The following is a 21,216-nucleotide window of genomic DNA, read 5'->3' as shown; positions in this document are numbered from 1 at the left end:
ATCCACCCCCCTTTAGCTTTTGTCGTATCGAACACGCGGATCGATGTACGCGTACAAAATATCAACAATCAGATTGATGAAAACATACGCAGCCGCAATCATTAGGACGGTCCCTTGGATGACCTCGTAATCTCGTCTTAATACAGAGTTGACGATTAATTTGCCAATCCCCGGAATGTTGAATACCGTCTCGGTTACAACAGCTCCACCAACGAGTGTCGCAAAGGATAAACCAATTACTGTAATGATCGGGATAAACGCATTGCGCAGCGCGTGTTTGTACGTCACGATCCACATCTTCAGACCTTTTGCTTCGGCTGTACGGATATAGTTCTCATTTAGCACTTCCAGCATCGAAGATCGGGTCATGCGAGCGATCAGCGCTCCTTGCATAATGCCAAGTGAAATGGCCGGCATGATCAAGTATTTCAAATGGTTGAAAATCCCGCTGGATAACGGCTGATAGCCTGCAGCAGGCAGCCAGTTAAACTGGACGGCGAAAAGCAAAATCAAGTTCAACCCGATCCAGAAGCTTGGGAGCGAAATGCCGAGCATGGCAAATGTCATAAAGGATTGGTCCATCCAAGAGCCTCGTCTATTGGCCGCCATCACCCCCAACGGTATCGCAAATAAAATCGCAATGATCTCTGCCAGGATCGTCAAGGAGAGGGTAGGGCCCAAATGCTCCCAAATCGCTTCTGTTACTGGCATATCCATGAAAATAGACCACCCTAAATCTCCTTGCAGGATGCCGATTATCCATTGAAAAAATCGGGTGTATATCGGAAGCGTCAAGCCCAGCTGCTCCCGTAATTTCGCCAGCTCCTCTTCCGTTGCTTGTGACCCGAGCATGACGGAAGCAGGATCACCCGGTGTCAGGTGAATGATAATAAAATCCACAATTGCTACAACCAAAAGCACAGGCAATAATGAAACGATCCGCTTTAACAAGTAGCCTCCCATATACGCTTGCCCCTCCTTGTTCAGTTACTCACATTTGCAATTTCAACTCATACATCTGACGAGGCCTTCCTTTACAGAGCGGCTGCTCTTCTCCAATGATTTCAGCCAGCTGACTTTGCTCTAGCTTGCTCAGAATGCGTCTGGCACTGCGTAATGAAACACCAAATCGGCTGGCCAAATCAGCAGCAGTAATTTGTGAGCTCCCATAGCTTTGACAAAACGAGATGAGCTTGTTTATTGTTCCGATGCTAAGGCCTGATTTTCGAGCAGCATTCAATCGCTGTGGATCATTGCTTCGGAGGGAGTAAGCCAGCTGAAATTCTTTCCCAAGTGGACCGACTACATTTCCGTCGTGCATAGCGATAAAGCAGCTTCCGCCATCACCGAGTTTCGCTTTTGACAATGCTTCTGAGGCTTTGCTCTGCGCCTCGTTCGCTGTACGTCCCAACCCGATTCCGATACTAGCGGATATGTTTAAGCGGTGTACAATTCTCTCCAAAAGGGGAAAGCGGGTAAACATGCTTGTCGTCCGCTCAATTACCCCGCGAGTCGTAACGAAAATGACCTCATTTCGATCCGGCCAATTCATTAATGCCTGAATTTCTTCCCCGTAATCGATCAAAATTTCTTGAATTGCGATTTTCTTGCGCTGAAGCTCGTATTCGGAGGCACTCCACTTTTTCACAATGTTTTCGATATTGATGATACCTATCGCGATTTGGGTGTCCGTTAACTGAAAGTTCCTTCCTTCGATTTGCGCTCGCTGTAAACCATCTTGAATCGTTGTTTTCGTAGGAGTAACTCTGTAACAGGGGATACCGAGTCGGGCCAGCTCCCAATAAACAGATGCTACACACGTAAATATCGCGTCTACCTTTTTGCTTGTCCACAAATCGTAATGAAACCGAAGAATGTCTTCTGCACGTTGATTGAGCTGATATTCCATCGCATACATGTGATCAACATGGATAGACAGCTCATCCAATCGTTGCTCCACCTCTTGCAAATTCAAAACGTCGATGCTAAAGCGCAGACGACTCTCAGTAAAAAGGGTGCCGCTGTCTCTCAGTAATTGAAAGAATACACGATATAGGCTCGTTCCATTGTAGGGCAGATAAACCATGGGCTTTGGATCGCCAACATGCTCGCGAGCGATTTGGTACGGAATGGGACCGGCAAATAAAAAAACATCGATCTCATCTTGGCATTGAGGGACGATTTGTTTTACCTCTTGAACGTCTTTGTAACCGAGCGGAAGCACTGTTAAGGCTGGATATGTTGCTGCAATACACAAAACCTCATCAAGCAAATCATAAGGACCTATCACTGCAACCCTGATTTCCATCGTACCCTGCCACTTCCTCCCCCATTTTTTTACCTCCACAGATACTTTGCTTAATATTCAAAAAATTCTTTCCATCATCATACATTCGGACATCTTTATATGCAATTTCCGTTAGTTGTCCGTATATTCTGCTTCAAAACGAAAAAAAACGCGGGGGCGTCCGCGTCCTTTTACCGGATATTCAAGCTATTGGATCAAGCATTTTCAATCAAATCAAGTGATTTCTGGCCAATGTTCCCTAGCTCGGCATCCACGACTTTCGCTTCCACCTGGAGATCACTTAGCAGCATTTCGACCTTTGCTTTTTTGTCCCTCGCTTGCTGTAGAGATGTGGAAATACGATCCTGAACGATCCAGTCAGTAATGATATTATCAAAGAAAAAGTCCGCAAAGGTCAGCATTTCACCAATATCGATCTGAATACGGCTTTCTCGCTGGACATCATACAGCTCCCGCTCAAATCTTCGCAGGCTTTTTTGCGCCAGGTGAATGGCATCACGTGCTTCGTTGATCCGCCCGTGCTTGATATAGGTAGACATCGCACCACCGCCAAGCATATCCCATGCGCCCCAAGAGCTTGCCGATTCCAGCTTTTCAATGGCTTTATCCAAGTGCCGCTTCGTCGCCCTGCCTGCTTCAATGGCTTCATTCAATTCCTTTTGACTCGCTTGAAGCTGCGATTGCTGCTCGGTATATTCCCTTAGCTGCATCAAGAGATCAGGGCGCTTTTCCCGAATCATCCGCTCTTTTTGAAGGAGCAACTCGGCGTACTCGCTTTCCACGTCTGACATACGAGAGAGCTGCTTCTCTATCACGAGAATTTCTTCTTCCAGATCCTTGACGGCTGCCGCTGCTGCCTCATATTTAATTTTCGCCTGCAGCAGCTCTTCCTTTTCCTTGGTGAGCTTTTCATCCTTTTTTCCAATCAAGCTGTAAAAAAACGCCCCAAAGGACATTCCCATCAGCTTATCCACATCCTGCTGCTCAGACTGCAGCTTTTTATGTAAGGTTCTGAGCTTGGCCACTTCTTGCTCATACTGCTCACTCAGCTTTTTGCTATTATGCTCTCTGTGCAGCTTCTGGCGCAGCTCTACTTTTTTGGCTGCCAGTTGCTCATTTATCTCTTGAAACATCGATAACACTCCCCTCTATCTCTTCTTTTCTATACGTCTGGCAGTCCAATTTCGTTTCAAGCATTTGGAGCCAAATGGAAGAAAAAAGTCCTGTCTATTCCGGATTCATCACGGTATAGCCAGGACTTTTCATCAATCACGATTATTTTGTTTGCATCTGTGCTTCTTTTCCACTTTGCACGCGTGCCAGCAAATCTACCAAATGGACTGCCTCCATCTTTCCTTCCAGACCAGCACGTTGGATACCTGCTTTCATTTGCAGCAGGCAGCCTGGATTAGAAGTCACAAGAATATCCGCTTGGGTCGCGGCGACATGCTCCATTTTTTCATCCAGCAGATTCCCTGCCATTTCCGGCTGTACGAGATTGTAGATACCTGCTGAGCCGCAGCAGCGATCCCCTTCGCAAAGCTGTACGTAGGTGGCACCAGGAATACTTTGCAGCAGGTTCACTGGTTCCTTGGTCACCTTCATCCCATTGCGCAGGTGGCAGGAGGATTGATACGTTACCCGTTGCGGCAGTGCTTGCCATGTCTGCGGTTCTAGCAGGTCACTTAATACTTCACTAATATCCTTCACACGTGAAGAGAACCATTTTGCCTGTTCATGCCACTCATCGTCCTCTGCCAGCAGATGATCATACTCCTGAAGCAAGGCTCCACAACCGCCTGCATTGGAGACGATGATATCTACATCTGCTTTGCGGAACGCAGCGATATTTTTCCTTGCCAGCTCACGTGCCCCTTCTCGCTCACCGCTATGTGCATGCAGTGCGCCACAGCATACCTGATCGGGAGCGATGACCACTTCACACCCGGCTTCCGTCAAAAGACGCACGGTGTTGAGGTTGGTTTCGCTGAACAGTACATCCATGATACAGCCGTGGAACATGCCCACACGCATCACTTTCTCACCGACAGCTGGTATCACAGTTGCCCCGAGAAGCTCACGTGTTCCTTTTCCAGATGCTTCTGGCATGATCGCTTCCATCTCACGTAATTGCTTCGGCAAAATGCGCATGACACCCGTCCTGCGAACCGTTTTTTGCAGACCTGAACGCTGATAAAAACGCAGCAGCCCGCCCAACCGATTCATCCGCTTTTGATGGGGGAACAGATGAGTAAAAGCGACCTTGCGCATCGAGCTTACCCACCATGGATGCTCTTGCACTTCTTCGATCGCCTCGCGCGTTTGCTCAATCAATTGTCCATAAGGTACCCCCGCAGGACAAACCGGCTCACAGGCACGGCATCCAAGACAAAGATCCATTTGGTCGATGAAGTCTTTATCCGGTTCCATCACGCCATCCGCTACGGCTTTCATCAGGGCGATGCGACCGCGCGGCGAGGCCGCCTCATACCCAGTTTCGCGAAAGGTCGGACACGCTGGCTGGCAAAAGCCGCAGCGCATACAGTTGGACAGCTCATCGTAATCCAATTTGTTTATGAGCGCTTCTTTAAGCACGATTAACCACCACTCTGTTCCGCGATTGCTTCGCAAACATCTTGTCGGGATTCAGGAGATTGTGAGGGTCAAAGGCATGCTTGATGCCCTTCATGACCTCCATGCCAGCTGCTCCCACTTTCCACTCCAAGTATGGCGCCTTGACGATCCCGACGCCATGCTCTCCGGTAATCGTTCCACCGAGATCGATTGCTGCGGCAAAAATTTCTTCAAACGCATGCTCGACTCGCTCGATCTCTTTTTCGTTGCGCGCATCTGTCATACAAGTAGGATGCAAATTGCCGTCGCCTGCATGACCAAAGGTACAAATCTGCAAACCGTAGCGATTCGTAATTTCTTGAATCGCTGCAACCATCGGCGCGATTTGCGCACGCGGGACGGTCGCATCCTCCAAAATCGTTGTCGGACGCATCCGGGACAAGGCAGCAAGGGCACTGCGTCTCGCCGTCATGACGTCATCCGCTTCCTCTGGGGTTGTTGCGACTTTGATTTGGACAGCTTCGTTCTTTTCACAGATGGCTGCGATCCGCTCCATATCCTTGTCTACGGTCTGTGGTTCTCCATCCTGTCCGATCAATAGAATGGCAGCTACATCTGTAGGCAAGCCAATTCGTTTAAAATCTTCAACGACACGTATCGTTCCCTGATCCAAAAATTCCAAGGTACCCGGGATGATCCGATTCGCAATAATATCAGAAACAGAGCGTGCTGCCTGATCCATATCGGCAAACATCGCCAGCATGACGCGTTGCGATAGTGGTTTTGGAATGAGCTTGAGGATGGCCTGTGTAATAATCGCCAGTGTGCCTTCGCTGCCTACGAGCAGCTTGGTCAGGTCGTATCCGGCCACATCCTTCATCAGCTTGCCTCCGGTGCGGATGATCTCACCGTTTGGCAAGACCGCCTCCAGCCCGAGCACATAATCCTTGGTCGTTCCGTACTTCAGGCCGCGCAGCCCACCTGAATTAAGTGCAATATTGCCGCCAATCGTAGAAATGACCATGCTTCCCGGGTCAGGAGGGTAAAACAAGCCACGTGCTTCTACGGCCTGATGGATATCTACCGTCCGCACTCCCGGCTGAACGGTAATCGTCAGGTTTTGCTCGTCGATCTCCACAATCTGGTTCATGCGGGAGAGTACAAGCACGATTCCGCCACCAACAGGAATCGTCCCTCCGCACAAATTCGAACCTGCTCCACGGGTCACTATCGGAATTTGATGACGAGCAGCTACCCGCATCACCTGCTGCACCTCTTCGGTATTTTTTGGCAAGACCACCACGTCAGGCAATGCTTGCTGCATCGGTGTCGCGTCATACGAATAGGCTACAAGTGCTTCCTGCCGGTCGAGACAGTTTTTTTCTCCGACGATTGCTACCAGCTCGGAGCGTATCGATTCTGACAACATGGAAAGCCCTCCTCCCGTTTGAAATTGAAGCGGTTTGGCACAAAGTGATTAGCTGAACTGCTGAATCGCTTCTCTGATTCTTCCATTCGTTACATTCAACAGACGCATTGCTTCTTCCCTGCTTGCCCCAGTCAATTTCATCAGGATGGCTGTCTTGGCATCTCCCTCGGCGAGGTCAGACAGGCGCTCTGCTTCGGCGTAGCTCGCTCCGGTCACTTCCATGACAATCCGTTTTACGCGCTCCTTCAGCTTGAGGTTGGTCGCCTGTACATTAACCATCAGGTTTCCATACACCTTGCCCAGCCTGATCATCGTCGCGGTCGTGAGCATGTTGAGAACCAGCTTTTGTGCCGACCCTGCCTTGAGTCTCGTCGATCCGGTCAAAACCTCAGGACCTACTACGACATTAATCGCTACATCTACGCCCTTGTTAATAAAGGACGGTTGATTGCAGGATACGGCGATCGTTTTTGCCCCGATCTCTTGGGCACAAGCGAGCACACCGAGTACATAAGGTGTTCTGCCGCTTGCCGCGATCCCGACGACAACATCTGCTTTGGTCACTTCGTACTTGCGGACATCCTCCTGTCCCAGCTCGAAGGAATCCTCCGCGCCTTCCACCGCACGAATCATCGCAGATGGACCGCCAGCTATGATCCCCTGAACCAGCTCTGGATTGGTTCCAAAGGTAGGAGGGCATTCAGAAGCGTCCAATATTCCGAGGCGCCCGCTCGTTCCTGCGCCAAAATACAGGAGTCTTCCTCCGTTTTCAAGTGCGTAGGTGATTACTTCTACCGCTTCGGCTACCTGATCCAATACACGCTCAACCGCGTACGGAACTTTTTTATCTTCATCATTCATCATTTGTACGATGCCCCGGGCACTCAACCGATCCAGGTCCTTGGAGCTTTCGTTTTTTCCTTCAGTCGTTAATTGTTGCAAGTTCTCCAGCTTCATGCTCTGACGAACCTCCTCTTAATGTACTAGCAGCCTTTTGCTTACGCGTGATCCAGATGGCAAGAGACAAAATGGCCAGCTGTCACTTCTTTAGCTGCAGGAGCAACCGTTTTACAAATATCCATGCAATGGCGGCAGCGTGGATGGAATGTGCAGCCAGATGGCGGATTTGCCGGGCTAGGCAGGTCTCCCTCTAAAATGATTCGCTCGGTTGTCAGGTGCGGATTGGGAACGGGAACAGCCGATAGCAAGGCTTGTGTATAAGGATGAGTTGGCTTCTCATACAACGAGTGCTTGTCAGCCACCTCAACCACCTTGCCCAAATACATGACAGCCACCCTGTCGGATATATGGCGAACGACACTGAGGTCATGGGAAATAAACAAATAGGTGAGCTTGAATTCCTTTTGCAAATCTTGCATCAGATTCAGAATTTGCGCCTGAATGGATACGTCCAGCGCTGATACTGGCTCATCGGCAATAATCAGCTTCGGGCGCAAAATCAGTGCCCGTGCAATTCCGATCCGCTGCCGCTGTCCTCCCGAAAATTCATGCGGGAATCTGTCCAGCTGCTGCTTGGACAATCCGACGATGCCAATCATCTCTTCGACCTGCTTGCGACGCTCTGCCGGAGTACCGATTCCGTGGATAATGAGCGGGTCCTCCAGCAGCTGACCGATCGTTTTACGTGGATTGAGCGATGCAAACGGGTCTTGAAACACCAGCTGCATATTTCGTCTGGCACGGCGCAGCTCGGCTTCGTTCAATTTGCGAACATCCTGACCCTCAAACAAGATTTCTCCGTCCGTCGGCTCAATCAAGCGCAAGATGCAGCGTCCCGTCGTCGATTTTCCACAGCCGGATTCGCCCACAATGCTTACGGTTTCGCCAGGATAAACGGTCAGATTGACACCATCGACAGCGCGCACTACCTTTTCCGGACTGAAAAAGCCTTGCTTGCTTTTAAAATGTTTGGTCAGCGATCTGACTTCGAGCAGTGGTTTTGTCATTGTTCTTCCCCCTCACGATACAGCCAGCACCGGCACTTTTGCGTGTCTGAGACAGGCAGCAGCTCGGGATTTTTCTCACGGCAAATATCCATAACCTGAGAACAGCGCGGTGCAAAACGGCAGCCTGCGGGCATTTCACTGAGCAGCGGAACGGCTCCCGGGATCGCATCCAGACGCTCCTGATTGACATTGACACTCGGCATGGACTTGAGGAGTCCTCTGGTGTACGGATGCTTCGGATCGTCGAACAACTTCCCGACTGCGGCTTCCTCCACAATTTGTCCAGCGTACATCACAATGACGCGATGACACATTTCAGCGACGACACCGAGGTCATGTGTGATAAGCAGGATCGAAGTGCCTTGTTCGGTACGCACCTTTTTCATCAATTCCAAAATCTGTGCCTGAATCGTAACGTCCAATGCTGTTGTTGGCTCGTCGGCAATCAACAGCTTGGGCGAACAAGACATCGCCATCGCAATCATCACACGCTGACGCATACCCCCGGACAGCTGGTGCGGGTAGTCTGAGATAATTTCCTCCGCGCGCGGAATCCCTACTTGCTTGAGGAGCTGGATCGTCCGCTCCTTCGCTTCCTGTCTGGACAAGCCCTGATGGCGCCGCAACGGCTCACTAATCTGTTTGCCGATCGGATGCAAAGGATTGAGGGAGGTCATCGGCTCCTGAAAAATCATCGCAATCTGATTACCGCGAATTGCTTGCATTTGTTTATCTGAAAGTGAAAGCAGCTCTTGCTCCTGAAAACGGATGCTGCCTGTCATCTCTACATTTCGTCCCAATAGCTGCATGATCGACATGCTGGTCACGCTTTTACCGCATCCTGATTCGCCGACCACCCCGACGGTTTCTCCCGGTTCGACACTCAGGCTGACGCCCTCGATCACGGTCAGCTTTTTGCCTGCTTGTTTAAAAGATGTTCGCAAATCTTTGATCGTAAGCATTGCTGCCATGGGTACTCCCCCTTTTCATTAGGATGTGCCGACAATTTTGAAGCTTGAAAAAATCTGGTTATGGTGAGCGAGCCTCCAGGACCCAATCAATGGACTTACTTCTGGATGCACGCGATTAGTCAGCGTAATGATTGTCACTTCTCTGGCCGGGTCTGACCAGATGGACGTGCCTGTAAAGCCTGTGTGCCCAAAACCGCTTGCCGATACCAAATCTCCTCCGGTACAGCCCGCTGCGATTTGCTCAAGCGACCCACCGGTAGAGGAAACGATCCAGCCAAGCCCTCTGCGGTGTACAGACTGATCTGTTAGCGAGCGAGTGGACAGTGAAAATAACGTAGGATCAATGCTCACCGGAGCATCCTTTGTTGTCCATATCTGCATGTAGCGCTCTGCATCAGCCAGTGTGGAGAACAATCCGGCATGCCCACTGACTCCTCCGAGACCATAGTAAGCATTGCAATCGTGAACGGTTCCACAGATGATGCCTTTGCGCCATGTGTAGGTGGCCAGCATCTGCTTCCATTCTTTTGCAAAAAGTGGCTGTCCTACTGACAGTTCAGCCATATAGCTCGCTGCCATGTTTCTTTCAAAGGAATTGCCGTTTTCTGTTGGGGCGATGGTCCAAGCTGATCTTCCTGCCTGATTGAGCGGCAAATAACTCGTATGAATCATCCCGCTCGGCTGAAAAATCAGCCGTTTGGCAAGTGCATCCAGCTCCTCATCCCAAATCCTTTCCAATAAAAAACCGAGCAGCATAAAGCCTAAATCACTGTAGATCACTTCGCGTCCTACAGCGTCTGCCATCTGTTCACGAGCGATGAGACGCAGATACTCACTCTTGCCAGCTCCGAGCAAAAAGAGCGGCCGCCATGCAGGCAATCCAGATGTATGGGTCAAGAGATGGATCACCTTGATCTTCTCTTTGCTTTCTTTGTCCTCGCCTTCTGATAGTTCAGGCAAGTATTTTGTAACCGGATCCGTCAGTGAGAGCTTGCCTTCCTGGACACTGATGAGGATCAGCGGCAGCGTAACCATCACTTTTGTCAAAGAAGCCATGTCGTACACCGTATGAATATCTACAGGCTGAGCATCGGGACCGTTTCCTGTCATGCCCTTGCAAACGGTCAGGGCTGACTTGCCCCCTCGCAGAACACTGACTGCGCCCCCTGGAAATATTTCCTGGTGAATGCCGCTATCCAAGCTACGTTCTATACGTTCCCTGATTTGCTCTGTATTCATTGCTTCTCCTCCACGCTATAAATCCTGTCTTGGCTACCTTACTTACTCCGATGACGTGGGTCCAGGATGTCGCGAATCGCATCCCCGAACATATTACATGCAAGAATAGTCACCGTCATGGCGATACATGGCCAAATAATCATACCTGGAGCCAGCTCCATGTAACGGCGTGCTTCGGAAATCATGCCACCCCACGAAGGGTCAGGCGGCTGGATACCCAGTCCCAAAAAGCTGAGCGCCGATTCGGTCAGAATGGCACCTGAGATTGCCAGCGAAGATTGAACCAGCAGCGGTGCTGTTACGTTCGGGAAAATTTCCAAAAACAAAATTCGCTTTGTGCTCGCGCCAATGGCTCTGGCGCTTTCCACGTATTCGAGGTTTTTAATCGATAAGACCGCGCCCCTCACTGTACGCGTAAAGATCGGGATATTCACAATGCCGATCGCCATTATCGTGTTGAACGTCCCTGGTCCCAATGCAGCCACAATTGCCAAGGCCAGCAAAATTTCCGGGAAGGCAAAAAGAACGTCCATGACACGCATGATAAAGCCGTCGATCCAGCGACCGAAGTACCCTGCAATAAGGCCAAACAATGTACCAAATGCCACGCTAACTAGCACGGCAGAAATTCCGACTACCAGCGATACCCGCGCTCCATAAATGATGCGACTCAAAAGATCGCGCCCAAACTGGTCAGTTCCTAGTAAATAATCAGCAGAGCTTCCTTCCATCCGGTGGTCCTGAAACATTTCAGTAGGGTCATGCGGAGCCAAGACCGGTGCCAGCACTGCTGTCAAGCATAAAAGCGCCAGCAATATGGAGCAGAAGACGGCTGTTTTATTCGTCAAAAAACGCTTACGAAAAGTGCTCATGTCGCATTCCCCTTGTCAATACTTGATACGCGGATCAATCCAGGTATAAATCAGGTCGATGAGCAGATTGACCAGGACAAACACCAGAGCGACGAAAAGCACGCCTCCCTGAACTACCGGATAATCACGCTGATAAATACCCTCCAGAATGTACTGGCCAAGGCCAGGAATCGAAAACAGCTGCTCCACGATGACTGAACCGCCAAGCAGGTATCCAATCTGCATACCCGCAATCGTGACAATCGGAATCGACGAGTTGCGGAACGCATGGCCCAGGACGATGGTCCATTGGCTGTTTCCTTTAGCCCGCGCCGTACGAATAAAATCTTTGTCCATCGTTTCCAAAAAGGCAGAACGCGTCATCCGCATAACACCTGCCGCCACTACAATTCCCATCGTTGTCGCTGGCAAAATAAATACCTTGAACGCCTCGACTGGATCTTCCCAGAAGCTGACGACATCAATCGGTGGGAACCAGCCGAAGTAGAGGGAAAAGCCAAGCAAGAGCAGTGTTCCAATCGCAAAATTCGGTACAGAAATCCCTAATAGTGTCGCAACACGCACAACGATATCTGTTTTGGAATGGGCGCGAATTGCTGACAAAATGCCAAACGGGATTGCAAGTAGCCAACCGATCAGCACCCCAAGTACCGTCAATTGCAGCGTGATCGCAAAACGCTTGAGAATTTGTGGCAGGATATCCTCGCCCGTATGAACAGATACCCCAAAATTCCCTTGCAGCATTCCTGAAATCCAACTCATGTATTGACTCAGCAATGGTTGGTCCAGACCCATGCTTTTATTAAGAGCCGCAATCGCTTCCGGTGTGGCATTGGTCCCCAGCATGATGGAGGCTGGATCACCTGGCACCAAGTGCAGGATCGTGAAGACCAATACGGAAATGCCAAACAGGATGGGAATCAAGCTGGCGACGCGTTTAAGTAGATAAGACCCCACTTTTTTTCCCTCCATATTTAGAAACTTGGCTCCGCCTAGCAACTGGCGGAGCCGTAAATGACACGTGCTATTACTTGATAGATGTTTTGATCAGCGAGTATACTTCACCTGCTGCTGTAGGTGTGAAGTCGATATTGTCACGAACAGCATAGTAGTTTTTCGGAGAAGCGAGGAACAGGTTCGGTGCGTCTTGAACCAGCATCATTTGTGCTTCTTCGTACAGCTTTTTGCGTTCTGCTTGGTCTACTGTGGACAGTGCTTTCTCTACCAGCGCATCGTATGCCGGGTTGGCGTAGTTCCAAACGTTAGCAGAGCCAGTAGAAGCGAAGAAGAAGCGCATGGAACGGTCAGCATCTACACCGGAAGTGTTGCGTCCAACCATCAAGTTCATATCTTTCGATTTCCAAGTATCAATGTAGTTACCCCACTCGAGCTGGTTGATTTTCGCATTGATACCGATCGCTTTTAGTTGTTGCTGGATCACTTGCGCAGTTTCTACCATGTCTGGGTAAGTAGCTGCTGTTTCAATCTGGGTTTCGAAGCCATTCGGGAAGCCTGCTTCAGCCAGCAATGCTTTTGCTTTTTCTACATCCGTCTTGTAGCTAGGGTAAGAAGCTGTATCTACAGCCCAGTTTGTGAGCGCAGGAGCGATTGGACCAGTCAGAGCCGCTTCGCCTTTCCATACAGTTTGAACGATTTGGTTACGGTCAACCGCATAGCTGATCGCTTCACGTACTTTCGGGTTGTCAAACGGCTTTTTGTTCACGTTGATACCCAGGTAGCTGTACTCAAGCGATTGATAGTTTTTCACTTGTACGCCAGGCTTGCCTTCCAAAAGCTTCGCGGAGTCAGCAGAAATCACACTGATGTCGATTTTGCCGGAGCGCATAGCTGCCAGACGCTCTGCTTCATCCTTCATGATTTGGAATTTGATAGTTTCTACTTTAGGCAAGTCTTTATTGAAGTAGTCCGCATTTTTCTTCAGGAGAACATACTGGCCAGACTCAGCCTTTTCCAATTTGAATGGCCCTGTACCGATTGCTTCCTTGGTCAGGTCAGTAGAACCTGCTGGAACGATAGAAGCATACGCACTTGCCGTATTTGCAATGAACGCTGCGTCTGCATTTTTCAGCTTGAATACGACTGTCGTCGCATCTTTTGCTTCAATCGACTCTACGGAAGAAAAGTACGATTTCGCAATCGCTCCCGTATCCGGGTTCAGAATGCGCTCGAAGCTGTATTTTACGTCTTCAGCTGTCATGTCTTTGCCGTTGTGGAATTTCACACCAGCATGCAGGAACATGGTGATGGTTTTGCCATCTGGTGCAATCTCCCATTTTTCTGCAAGGTTCGGAACGATGTCCATGTTTTCATCCAGCTTGGTCAAGCTGTCATAAATCAGTGCATACACACGCACGCTGGATGCCGCTGGAACCTTGTGCGGGTCATAGCCCACTGGCTCTTGCTCAGCTGCAACGATCAGCTCCGTTTTCGCCGCAGCAGCTTGACCGTCTTTTGGCTTGGCTTGGTCAGCCGGAGCAGTTCCTCCACCGGAACAGGCGGAAAGCATGAGGGATAAAGATAGGAAAAAGCCTGCCAACACTCGTTTTTTCACGATGGTACCCCCTACGTTTTTCTAGTTAGAAGCATATATTTCCTAACGGTACGGCCCTATTTGCTCCCGTTACTGAAGGAACATTGGAAGGTCGTCCCATTAGTGTCTCATGGCCCAAAATGGCAAACGCAACTGCTTCCTTCGCGTCATCCGGCATGCCGAATTGCTGTGTCGTCGTGACGGTTATGTCTGCTGGCAATTGATCTTGCAGCATGCGAAGAAGAGTTTGGTTATGAGCGCCTCCACCAGAGACGATCACTTCCTCCACTTTGGTGGTTGGTAAAACGAATTGCTTGTAAGCATTAGCGATAGAAGTAGCAGTCAGGGCGGTAACGGTAGCTAGCAAATCAGCTTGACTGATGCCCAGCTGCGTCGCTTGTGTCAGCAGCTCCTGTGCAAAAGCTTTGCCGTATACTTCCCGACCTGTACTTTTTGGTGGTTGTATATGGTAATACGGGTCTTCTAGCAGACGATCCAAAAGCTCTTGGGATACAGTGCCACTCGCTGCGACTTCTCCACCCGCATCGTAGCGCAATCGTCCATCTGTCATGACCTGAACGATCTGATCCATAATCATGTTGCCAGGACCCGTGTCAAATGCAACCACTTTTTCAATACTCGCTCCAGCAGGAAGTACCGTGACATTGGCAATCCCGCCGATATTTTGCAAAAGTCGTCCTTTTTGAGGATCACGGAACAAGATGTAATCTGCATACGGTACAAGCGGTGCGCCTTCGCCATCCGCCGCCAGATCTCGCGCACGGAAGTTTCCTACAACAGGAATACCTGTGCGTTCTGCCAGCGTCGACAGCTCACCGATTTGCAGGGATGCCCTGACCTCTGTCATGCCTGTAGGTCCCGGAAACGGAGTACGTCCGGCAATATGCCAAATCGTTTGACCGTGCATGCAGACCGCATCGACGTCTTCAGCTGTTACATTCGCTTTTTTTACCAATTGCTCTACGGCATATGCATACCACTCGGATAATCCGTAATGAACCGCGGTGAGTTGATCCAGTTTGGCAGTCTCGACGCTGCACAGATTCATCACCCATTCACGCAGATCCTCGGAGTATGGCATATAGAAAAAATCGCGGAGTGTAACGTCAGCAATCTCTCCTTGCTCATCTGTGCGAATCGCAACCAATGCTGCGTCAACTCCATCCAAGGATGTGCCAGACATAAGGCCAATGAGCAGATGTTCACTCTTTGTGCGATAATCCAGTAAATTTGCTGGTTGATTCAAGTCATCGCCCCCCATTTGGGATTCGAGAATAGTAGAAATATTCATTGTGTTTCCGTTTTCATTATATGTAATAAAATTACGTCAGTCAACTTAATAATAGTAAACTTTATTTCTTTTTTGGCAAGAATTATTGTCTCATAAACGAGAGGGAATAGAGGAAACAAGGCGCATCACACATGCAAGCAACAGAATACTACTCACATCTCTCAAATGAAAAAACGCCTTAGAACCTAGCATGTAGTCTTTTGCTCGCAGGTTTATGAACTAAGAAAACTTTGTTTTCACAGAAATAAAATAAGGCTTCATCCAAATTGATTGGATGAAGCCTTTGGGCAATCCGGTTATTCGTTCGTTTTGTTAGCTATATTGCGATACAAGTCCTTTAAAGTCAACTGTTAATGTGATAATACATCAGACCTCATTTATGCAAGAAAGATGAGCTTGTAGAAATCCGTTCCCAACTTCATTATCCTTCTAGCTATGATTGATTTCCATCAATGCTTCAGCAGCAGTCTGCTTAATATAATCAGTCGGAGAATCTAAGTATGTCTCAATGATATTAATAAATTTTCTGTTTTTTGAAAAACCAAGTATAGTTAACGCAAAATCTAGAATACTGTCATGAAGTATCGGTAGAACATTTGCCAATTTATCCCATTCCATATTCTTTGCTATATTTTGATATACCACTGCATTCAGAAGTATTCGAAACAAACTTTCTTTTACAGCCATGTTTCCTTCTTCAATTGCAAGGTCTAAAACATATTCTGAAAATTTAATTACGTCAATCCGATTAAGTTCTCCATATTCAAGTTCATCACCAATCTCATCTAATTTGATAACTAGATCTTCTCTTCTATTTAGGAATAGCATTTTCAGGGTGTTAACGTCGATCATGTCATCCTCTCCTAAGTCCTATGTAAAAAGATTTCGACTGATTCACCATCTTTATTATGTCCTAGCGAAGCATCTGCAATAAGGCTTCATCCAAATTGAGCGGATGAAGCCTTTGCGCAAATCGAGTTTATTCGTGCCTATTGTTAGCTCTATTGCAACACAGATCCTTATATATCGCGTTTTCGCATTATCTCCAGTCCATCTTCCATTCATAAAACCTTCCCTTTGTCCCTTTTGTCTCTCAGATGATATTTCTTGATGCGAATCGTTTACTATTTCAATAAACCACTGTTTATCTATCCCCTGTAAAGGGATCAAATCTAACTATGCCTTTCCATTCGTCTTCATCCTGATAAACAAATACTGTTTCACCGACTATTAAGTCAAATACTTCAACAACAGCGGGTGATATTGCGGGCACCATTCGTATTATTACAAAAATTTGTATCAATTCTGTTACAGAACACGATCTCTGCCCTCAACGTCTTCGATATTCATCTCCCCTTCGTCGGTTAAAACCTCTGTTCCTGCTGTAAAGCAATTGCATTCAAATAGATCATACAGAGACAGTAGCGTGTTAACTTAAAAAACTGACTCAATAGTCATTTCGACCTTTGAGACAGCTTTAATAATACGAGTCTTAGTTCAGATGGTGGATTGTTCAGAAGCCCACTCACTAGGAACTATTCCATGACCCTTCAGTGTATTGATGGACAAAAAAGAACCTTTAGAAGTCAAAATTATCCGGGTCCGGACCTACGCCGTGATTTTCGTTCAAGGCATCGATTTTCTCCATATCTTCAGCTGTTAGCTCGAAGTTAAATACATCGGCGTTTTCCTGGATTCGGTGTTCCTTGGTTGACTTTGGAATGGTTACGATACCGTGCTGCAGGTCCCAGCGCAGGATGACCTGGGCGATCGATTTTCCATGACGCTCTGCGATTTCTTGGAGCACCGGGTTGTCCAAAAGCTGCCCTTGCATTAGTGGAGACCATGCCTCAACTTGAATACCTTCTTGCTTACAAAAATCGCGAATCTCTTTTTGCGTCAGGCGTGGGTGAAGTTCGACCTGATTGATCATCGGCTTGATTTCGGCATCCTGCATCAAGTCTTGCAGGTGATGGATCTGGAAGTTGCTAACGCCGATTGCTTTTACTTTGCCTTCTTTATATAGCTGCTCCAGAGCACGCCAAGCATCCTTGTATTTGCCAGCTACTGGCCAGTGAATCAGGTACAGGTCCAAGTAGTCGAGGCCAAGCTTTTTCAGACTGAGATCAAAAGCAGCCAGTGTGGACTCATAGCCGAGGTCGGCATTCCACACTTTTGAAGTTACAAACAGCTCTTCTCTGCTGATTCCCGTTTCCTTCAGACCTTGGGCAATTCCTTGGCCCACTCCCTCTTCGTTTCCGTAAATAGCCGCTGTATCAATGCTTCTGTAACCATTTCTGATCGCTGCCTGTACAGCATTAACCAGCTCTGGTCCTTCTTCTACTTTAAATACGCCAAGTCCAAACCACGGCATTTTTACACCGTTATTCAATGTAGTTGTTGCTCGCAAATGTGTTGTCATGATAGTTGTACCTCCTGTTTATTGTTTTAAGCTTGCTTTAAGCCTTTTCGCTCCAGCATTTTACTCCACCCTGTAAGGATAACCGCTCCCGTCACCATTAATCCTCCAATCCATGTTGTATGGATCAGACCAATCGAATCTGTGATGATTCCACCCAGATAAGCACCGATTGCAATACCAGCGTTGAAAGCGGCGATGTTTATGGCTGAAGCCACATCCTTCGCGCTTGGTACGTAGCGTTCAGCCAAGATTACAACGTAAACCTGCAAACCAGGCACGTTCATAAAAGCCATAAGCCCCATGAACATAATTGTGATCAAGCCGGCAATCGGGAATGGCGCTGTAAAATATAGGATGAACAGGACGAGAGCGTGCACGATAAACATAAGAAACAAGGCAGACAATGGATTTTTATTGGCGACCTTCCCTCCAATCACATTACCGATTGCAATTGCGATCCCGTACACAAGCAGAATGACTGCGATTGCTCCACCAGAAAAGCCGGTGATACTCTCAAGCATTGGGGACAAATAAGTAAAGACGACAAACGTCCCACCATATCCCAGCGCAGTGATCAAAAACATGAGGACAAGACGGCCATTTGTCACCAGCTTCAGCTGATCGCGGAGTGTAGTTCGTACACCTTTTTGCAAACGGCTAGGAATGAGTATGCTATTGGCAAAAAGGGCAATCAAACCAACAACGGCAATGGCGACAAAAGCGAACCGCCAGCCAACCTGCTGACCCAAATACGTTCCCAGCGGCACACCTGTTACTGTGGCAACTGTCAGTCCTGTAAACATCATGGAAATGGCACTGGCTCGTCGATTCTCGGGCACCAAATCCGCTGCAATCGTGGAGCCGATCGACATGAAAATCCCATGGGACAGCGCCGACACGATCCTACCCACAAGCAGCACGCCGATACTTGTCGAAGCTGCAGCGATACTGTTTCCGATAATGAAAACAATCATGATCCAGAACAGCAAATGCTTGCGTGATACTCTGGACGTTACTGCGGTAAGAACCGGTGCTCCAAATGTAACTCCCAATGCATATAAAGTAACGGTCAATGCTGCTGTAGTGACCGGAATCTGCAAATCATTGGCGATCAGTGGCAGCAGACCCACGCTGATAAATTCTGTTGTTCCGATAGCGAAAGCACTTACTGCCAAAGCGAGCAGCGCCAATGTGCTTCGATTTGTTTCCTTCACGAGGTATCTCCTCCCCCTTCATCAAATTGTGTATGGTGTTTACCAGCTGGCAAATGCTATTATGGATGATAGGGTGGATATTGAAAAGTACACACTTTCAAGTGCTATAGATACCAAAAAGTATGGTAGGCACTTTTTAGTGCCTATGGAAAGAAGGAGCGATCATGCAAAAAAAGAAATACAATATTTCCGTGGAAGCCACACTCGAGGTCATCGGCGGGAAGTGGAAATGCGTGATATTGTGTCATCTGACCTACGGAGAAAAACGCACGAGCGAATTAAAGCGGCTCATGCCTGGAATCACGCAAAAAATGCTGACACAGCAGCTTCGGGAGTTAGAGGATGACGGAATCATTAATCGGATCGTTCACCATCAGGTGCCGCCAAAAGTGGTGTACGAGCTAAGTGAGTATGGCTGGAGCCTCAAGGGCATATTAGACACACTGTGTGCCTGGGGAGAAAAGCATATTATTCGCGTGCACGGCGACATAACAGATATGCTCGAGGACAGCATCTTAAATCAGAAGACCACATAACGAGCTTTCCCTTTTAAACATGAAAAAAAGCCGATTCCCTATAATGAACGGGCGTCGGCTTTTCTTACACCATCTCATGAATGGAGAAAATACGCTTACACAAAAAGACTGATGAGATTACCGTCCGGGTCTTTAACAATTGCGTAGCGCTGCCCCCAAACTGCATCCCATGGCTCTCGGTGGCCTTCATAGCCATATGAAGTGAGCTTTGCATACAATTCGTTCAATGAGTTGGTGTCATCACAGGCAAAAGCAAGCTCGATCCGGTGACCGGTTGCTTTCTCCCAGCCTCCATACACGCTTTTCGCAATTTCAATCGTATCAAACGCCAAACGAACACCGTCTCCGGCAACTTCTACGTGGTGCTCCTCATTTGCACTCTCTGGGATTTCCAGACCAAGCAGTCGATAAAAATCCAATGCTTTTTTCATGTCTGCCACAACGATACCGACCATATCCAGCTTTAAACCCATAGCTTCTCACTCCTGTTCCCTATTTTTACAAGGCTGATTGATCACTTACGAAACAATTTCCTGCTGCACACGCTTGGGGAGCTTTTGCAAAACCAGCGTATAAGAATGCTCTATCAACTTCTCCCACAGCTCCTCGGGGATATCCGTATCGAAATAGAGAGAATTCCAATGTGTTTTGTTCATATGGTACCCGGGAACAATCCCCTCGTAGATTTCTCGCAGCTCATCTGCACGAGCCGGGTCGCATTTTAATGTGAGGATCGGTACGCCATTGCTATCTGCTCCGAGCATCGCAAACATCTTGCCGCCAATATGGTAACGGTCCGCTTCCCAATCCACCTGATAATCATGAGTCGCTTCCTTTTGTTTTCGGCATAATGCATCTACTGTTTGTTTGTCCACAGTCATTCTCCTTCCGATCTTTAGGGTACCAGCGTTCCTCATTCCAGAATTGTAAAAAACGGACATGTTCTTATTGCCAAGCAGTCACTCCCTAGTTAATCTGAAAAAATGTGCCGAGGTGACACGCCGTAATACGCCTTAAAATTTTTGATGACATGTGATTGATCATAATAACCGTATTTGAGGGCCACATCCGTAAAAGTCGCCTCGGTACCTCTGAACAGCTCCTGTAGCAAGCTTTGAAATTGAATAATTCGGATCAGCTCCTTAGGACTGACTCCCAGCTCGTTTTGAAAGATTCTGCGCAGATTTCTTTCACTATAGTTCACCTTTTCTGCCAAAGAGCCAACCGTCATGCTGCCTCGGCATTCGTATATGTATTGCATGCTTGTCTCAAGCAGACCGCCTGCACGAATGGGTCTCATCGAGAAAAGCTGTAGCAGGCTCTCTTCAATCAGTGCGATTCTATCAGCAATTTCAGTCGCTTCGCACAAGCCCTCCACAATCCTGCGGGCGTCAAGCCCCCATAAATCCTCCAGATACACCCGGTTGCCATTGATCATGGATATTGGATTGCGCAAAAAAAGATGTGCCGTTTCTGAATAGAAGCGAATCCCCAATAACGATTGATGCCCCATGATCGGCATAAGCTCAAAGGTTCTCATCAAGCCTGAAACAAACGCCCCCTTTGAAGCAGAGGTGGTCTTCAAGTCAAAAATGATGTCCACACAGCCATCTGGTATGACCCGATTCCATTGGTCCCCATCGACTTCCCCCGTAACCGAGGTCCAATAGCAGGCCACATAATGTTCCAGCCTTTTGTCAGGAGCGTATTCACGATAGTAGGCCGACATCTGACTATGTTGCAAAACAGGCGGTTGTACAGGACGAAAAGATCGCATCTGATGTCGCATCCTTTTCACTTATTCTTACTCCTTTCTATTTT

At 48.2% G+C, this 21,216-nt stretch carries 20 protein-coding genes; 1 reads left to right on the top strand and 19 read right to left on the bottom strand.

What is annotated here, in order from left to right; translation table 11 throughout:
* Positions 1-12 precede the first annotated feature (12 nt).
* From SB752_RS07565 to SB752_RS07490, 16 genes are all read right to left on the bottom strand, one after another.
* Positions 13-963: an ABC transporter permease gene (locus SB752_RS07565; protein WP_410715073.1), complete on the bottom strand. Its 951-nt coding sequence runs from the start codon at positions 961-963 to the stop codon at positions 13-15.
* Between the two features lie 28 nt (positions 964-991).
* On the bottom strand, positions 992-2,308 hold the full coding sequence (locus tag SB752_RS07560; RefSeq protein ID WP_410715072.1) for a helix-turn-helix domain-containing protein: 1,317 nt from the start codon (positions 2,306-2,308) through the stop codon (positions 992-994).
* A gap of 194 nt (positions 2,309-2,502) precedes the next feature.
* On the bottom strand, positions 2,503-3,441 hold the full coding sequence (locus SB752_RS07555; RefSeq protein ID WP_410715071.1) for a hypothetical protein: 939 nt from the start codon (positions 3,439-3,441) through the stop codon (positions 2,503-2,505).
* Between the two features lie 142 nt (positions 3,442-3,583).
* On the bottom strand, positions 3,584-4,903 hold the full coding sequence (locus tag SB752_RS07550; protein WP_410715070.1) for a (Fe-S)-binding protein: 1,320 nt from the start codon (positions 4,901-4,903) through the stop codon (positions 3,584-3,586).
* Entirely contained in the window at positions 4,896-6,311 is a 1,416-nt protein-coding gene (locus SB752_RS07545) for an FAD-binding oxidoreductase (protein ID WP_410715069.1), read from the bottom strand. Before SB752_RS07545 ends, SB752_RS07550 begins: the two co-directional genes overlap by 8 nt.
* Before the next feature lie 48 nt (positions 6,312-6,359).
* Complete coding sequence (murQ, locus tag SB752_RS07540; RefSeq protein ID WP_410715068.1) at positions 6,360-7,268, bottom strand: N-acetylmuramic acid 6-phosphate etherase; 909 nt, start codon at positions 7,266-7,268, stop codon at positions 6,360-6,362.
* Between the two features lie 41 nt (positions 7,269-7,309).
* The gene (locus SB752_RS07535) at positions 7,310-8,278 is read right to left on the bottom strand and encodes an ABC transporter ATP-binding protein (protein ID WP_410715067.1); all 969 of its coding nucleotides are present in this window, start codon (positions 8,276-8,278) and stop codon (positions 7,310-7,312) included.
* On the bottom strand, positions 8,275-9,249 hold the full coding sequence (locus SB752_RS07530; RefSeq protein WP_410715066.1) for an ABC transporter ATP-binding protein: 975 nt from the start codon (positions 9,247-9,249) through the stop codon (positions 8,275-8,277). The genes SB752_RS07535 and SB752_RS07530 overlap by 4 nt, the downstream gene beginning before the upstream one ends.
* A gap of 18 nt (positions 9,250-9,267) precedes the next feature.
* Positions 9,268-10,488: a serine hydrolase domain-containing protein gene (locus SB752_RS07525; RefSeq protein WP_410715065.1), complete on the bottom strand. Its 1,221-nt coding sequence runs from the start codon at positions 10,486-10,488 to the stop codon at positions 9,268-9,270.
* A gap of 38 nt (positions 10,489-10,526) precedes the next feature.
* On the bottom strand, positions 10,527-11,360 hold the full coding sequence (locus SB752_RS07520; RefSeq protein ID WP_410715064.1) for an ABC transporter permease: 834 nt from the start codon (positions 11,358-11,360) through the stop codon (positions 10,527-10,529).
* A 15-nt stretch (positions 11,361-11,375) separates the two neighbouring features.
* The gene (locus SB752_RS07515; protein ID WP_410715063.1) at positions 11,376-12,317 is read right to left on the bottom strand and encodes an ABC transporter permease; all 942 of its coding nucleotides are present in this window, start codon (positions 12,315-12,317) and stop codon (positions 11,376-11,378) included.
* Positions 12,318-12,387: 70 nt separating this feature from the next.
* On the bottom strand, positions 12,388-13,932 hold the full coding sequence (locus SB752_RS07510) for an ABC transporter substrate-binding protein (RefSeq protein WP_410715062.1): 1,545 nt from the start codon (positions 13,930-13,932) through the stop codon (positions 12,388-12,390).
* 25 nt (positions 13,933-13,957) lie between these two features.
* Positions 13,958-15,178 carry an anhydro-N-acetylmuramic acid kinase gene (locus SB752_RS07505; protein WP_410715061.1) on the bottom strand — a complete coding sequence of 407 codons (1,221 nt, stop codon included), beginning with the start codon at positions 15,176-15,178 and terminating at the stop codon, positions 13,958-13,960.
* A 474-nt stretch (positions 15,179-15,652) separates the two neighbouring features.
* A complete protein-coding gene (locus SB752_RS07500; protein ID WP_410715060.1) occupies positions 15,653-16,075 on the bottom strand; it encodes a hypothetical protein in 423 nt (140 codons plus the stop codon).
* Positions 16,076-16,802: 727 nt separating this feature from the next.
* The gene (locus SB752_RS07495) at positions 16,803-17,645 is read right to left on the bottom strand and encodes an aldo/keto reductase (protein WP_410715059.1); all 843 of its coding nucleotides are present in this window, start codon (positions 17,643-17,645) and stop codon (positions 16,803-16,805) included.
* A gap of 26 nt (positions 17,646-17,671) precedes the next feature.
* Positions 17,672-18,859, bottom strand: coding sequence for an MFS transporter (locus SB752_RS07490; protein WP_410715058.1), 1,188 nt, complete (start codon positions 18,857-18,859; stop codon positions 17,672-17,674).
* A 164-nt stretch (positions 18,860-19,023) separates the two neighbouring features.
* On the opposite strand from SB752_RS07490, the gene SB752_RS07485 reads away from it, so the two are divergent.
* Entirely contained in the window at positions 19,024-19,395 is a 372-nt protein-coding gene (locus SB752_RS07485) for a winged helix-turn-helix transcriptional regulator (protein WP_410715057.1), read from the top strand.
* A gap of 95 nt (positions 19,396-19,490) precedes the next feature.
* On the opposite strand, the gene SB752_RS07480 is transcribed toward SB752_RS07485, so the two are convergent.
* From SB752_RS07480 to SB752_RS07470, 3 genes are all read right to left on the bottom strand, one after another.
* Positions 19,491-19,868 (bottom strand): VOC family protein, encoded by a 378-nt coding sequence (locus tag SB752_RS07480; protein WP_410715056.1) that lies wholly within the window; start codon positions 19,866-19,868, stop codon positions 19,491-19,493.
* A gap of 45 nt (positions 19,869-19,913) precedes the next feature.
* Complete coding sequence (locus SB752_RS07475) at positions 19,914-20,270, bottom strand: MmcQ/YjbR family DNA-binding protein (RefSeq protein ID WP_410715055.1); 357 nt, start codon at positions 20,268-20,270, stop codon at positions 19,914-19,916.
* Positions 20,271-20,365: 95 nt separating this feature from the next.
* Positions 20,366-21,172: a DUF6597 domain-containing transcriptional factor gene (locus SB752_RS07470; RefSeq protein WP_410715054.1), complete on the bottom strand. Its 807-nt coding sequence runs from the start codon at positions 21,170-21,172 to the stop codon at positions 20,366-20,368.
* Positions 21,173-21,216 lie beyond the last annotated feature (44 nt).

Origin of the sequence: Brevibacillus sp. SIMBA_040 (assembly GCF_046535075.1) — a bacterium.
Lineage (GTDB): Bacteria > Bacillota > Bacilli > Brevibacillales > Brevibacillaceae > Brevibacillus.
This window is presented reverse-complemented; position numbering and strand designations above follow the sequence as displayed.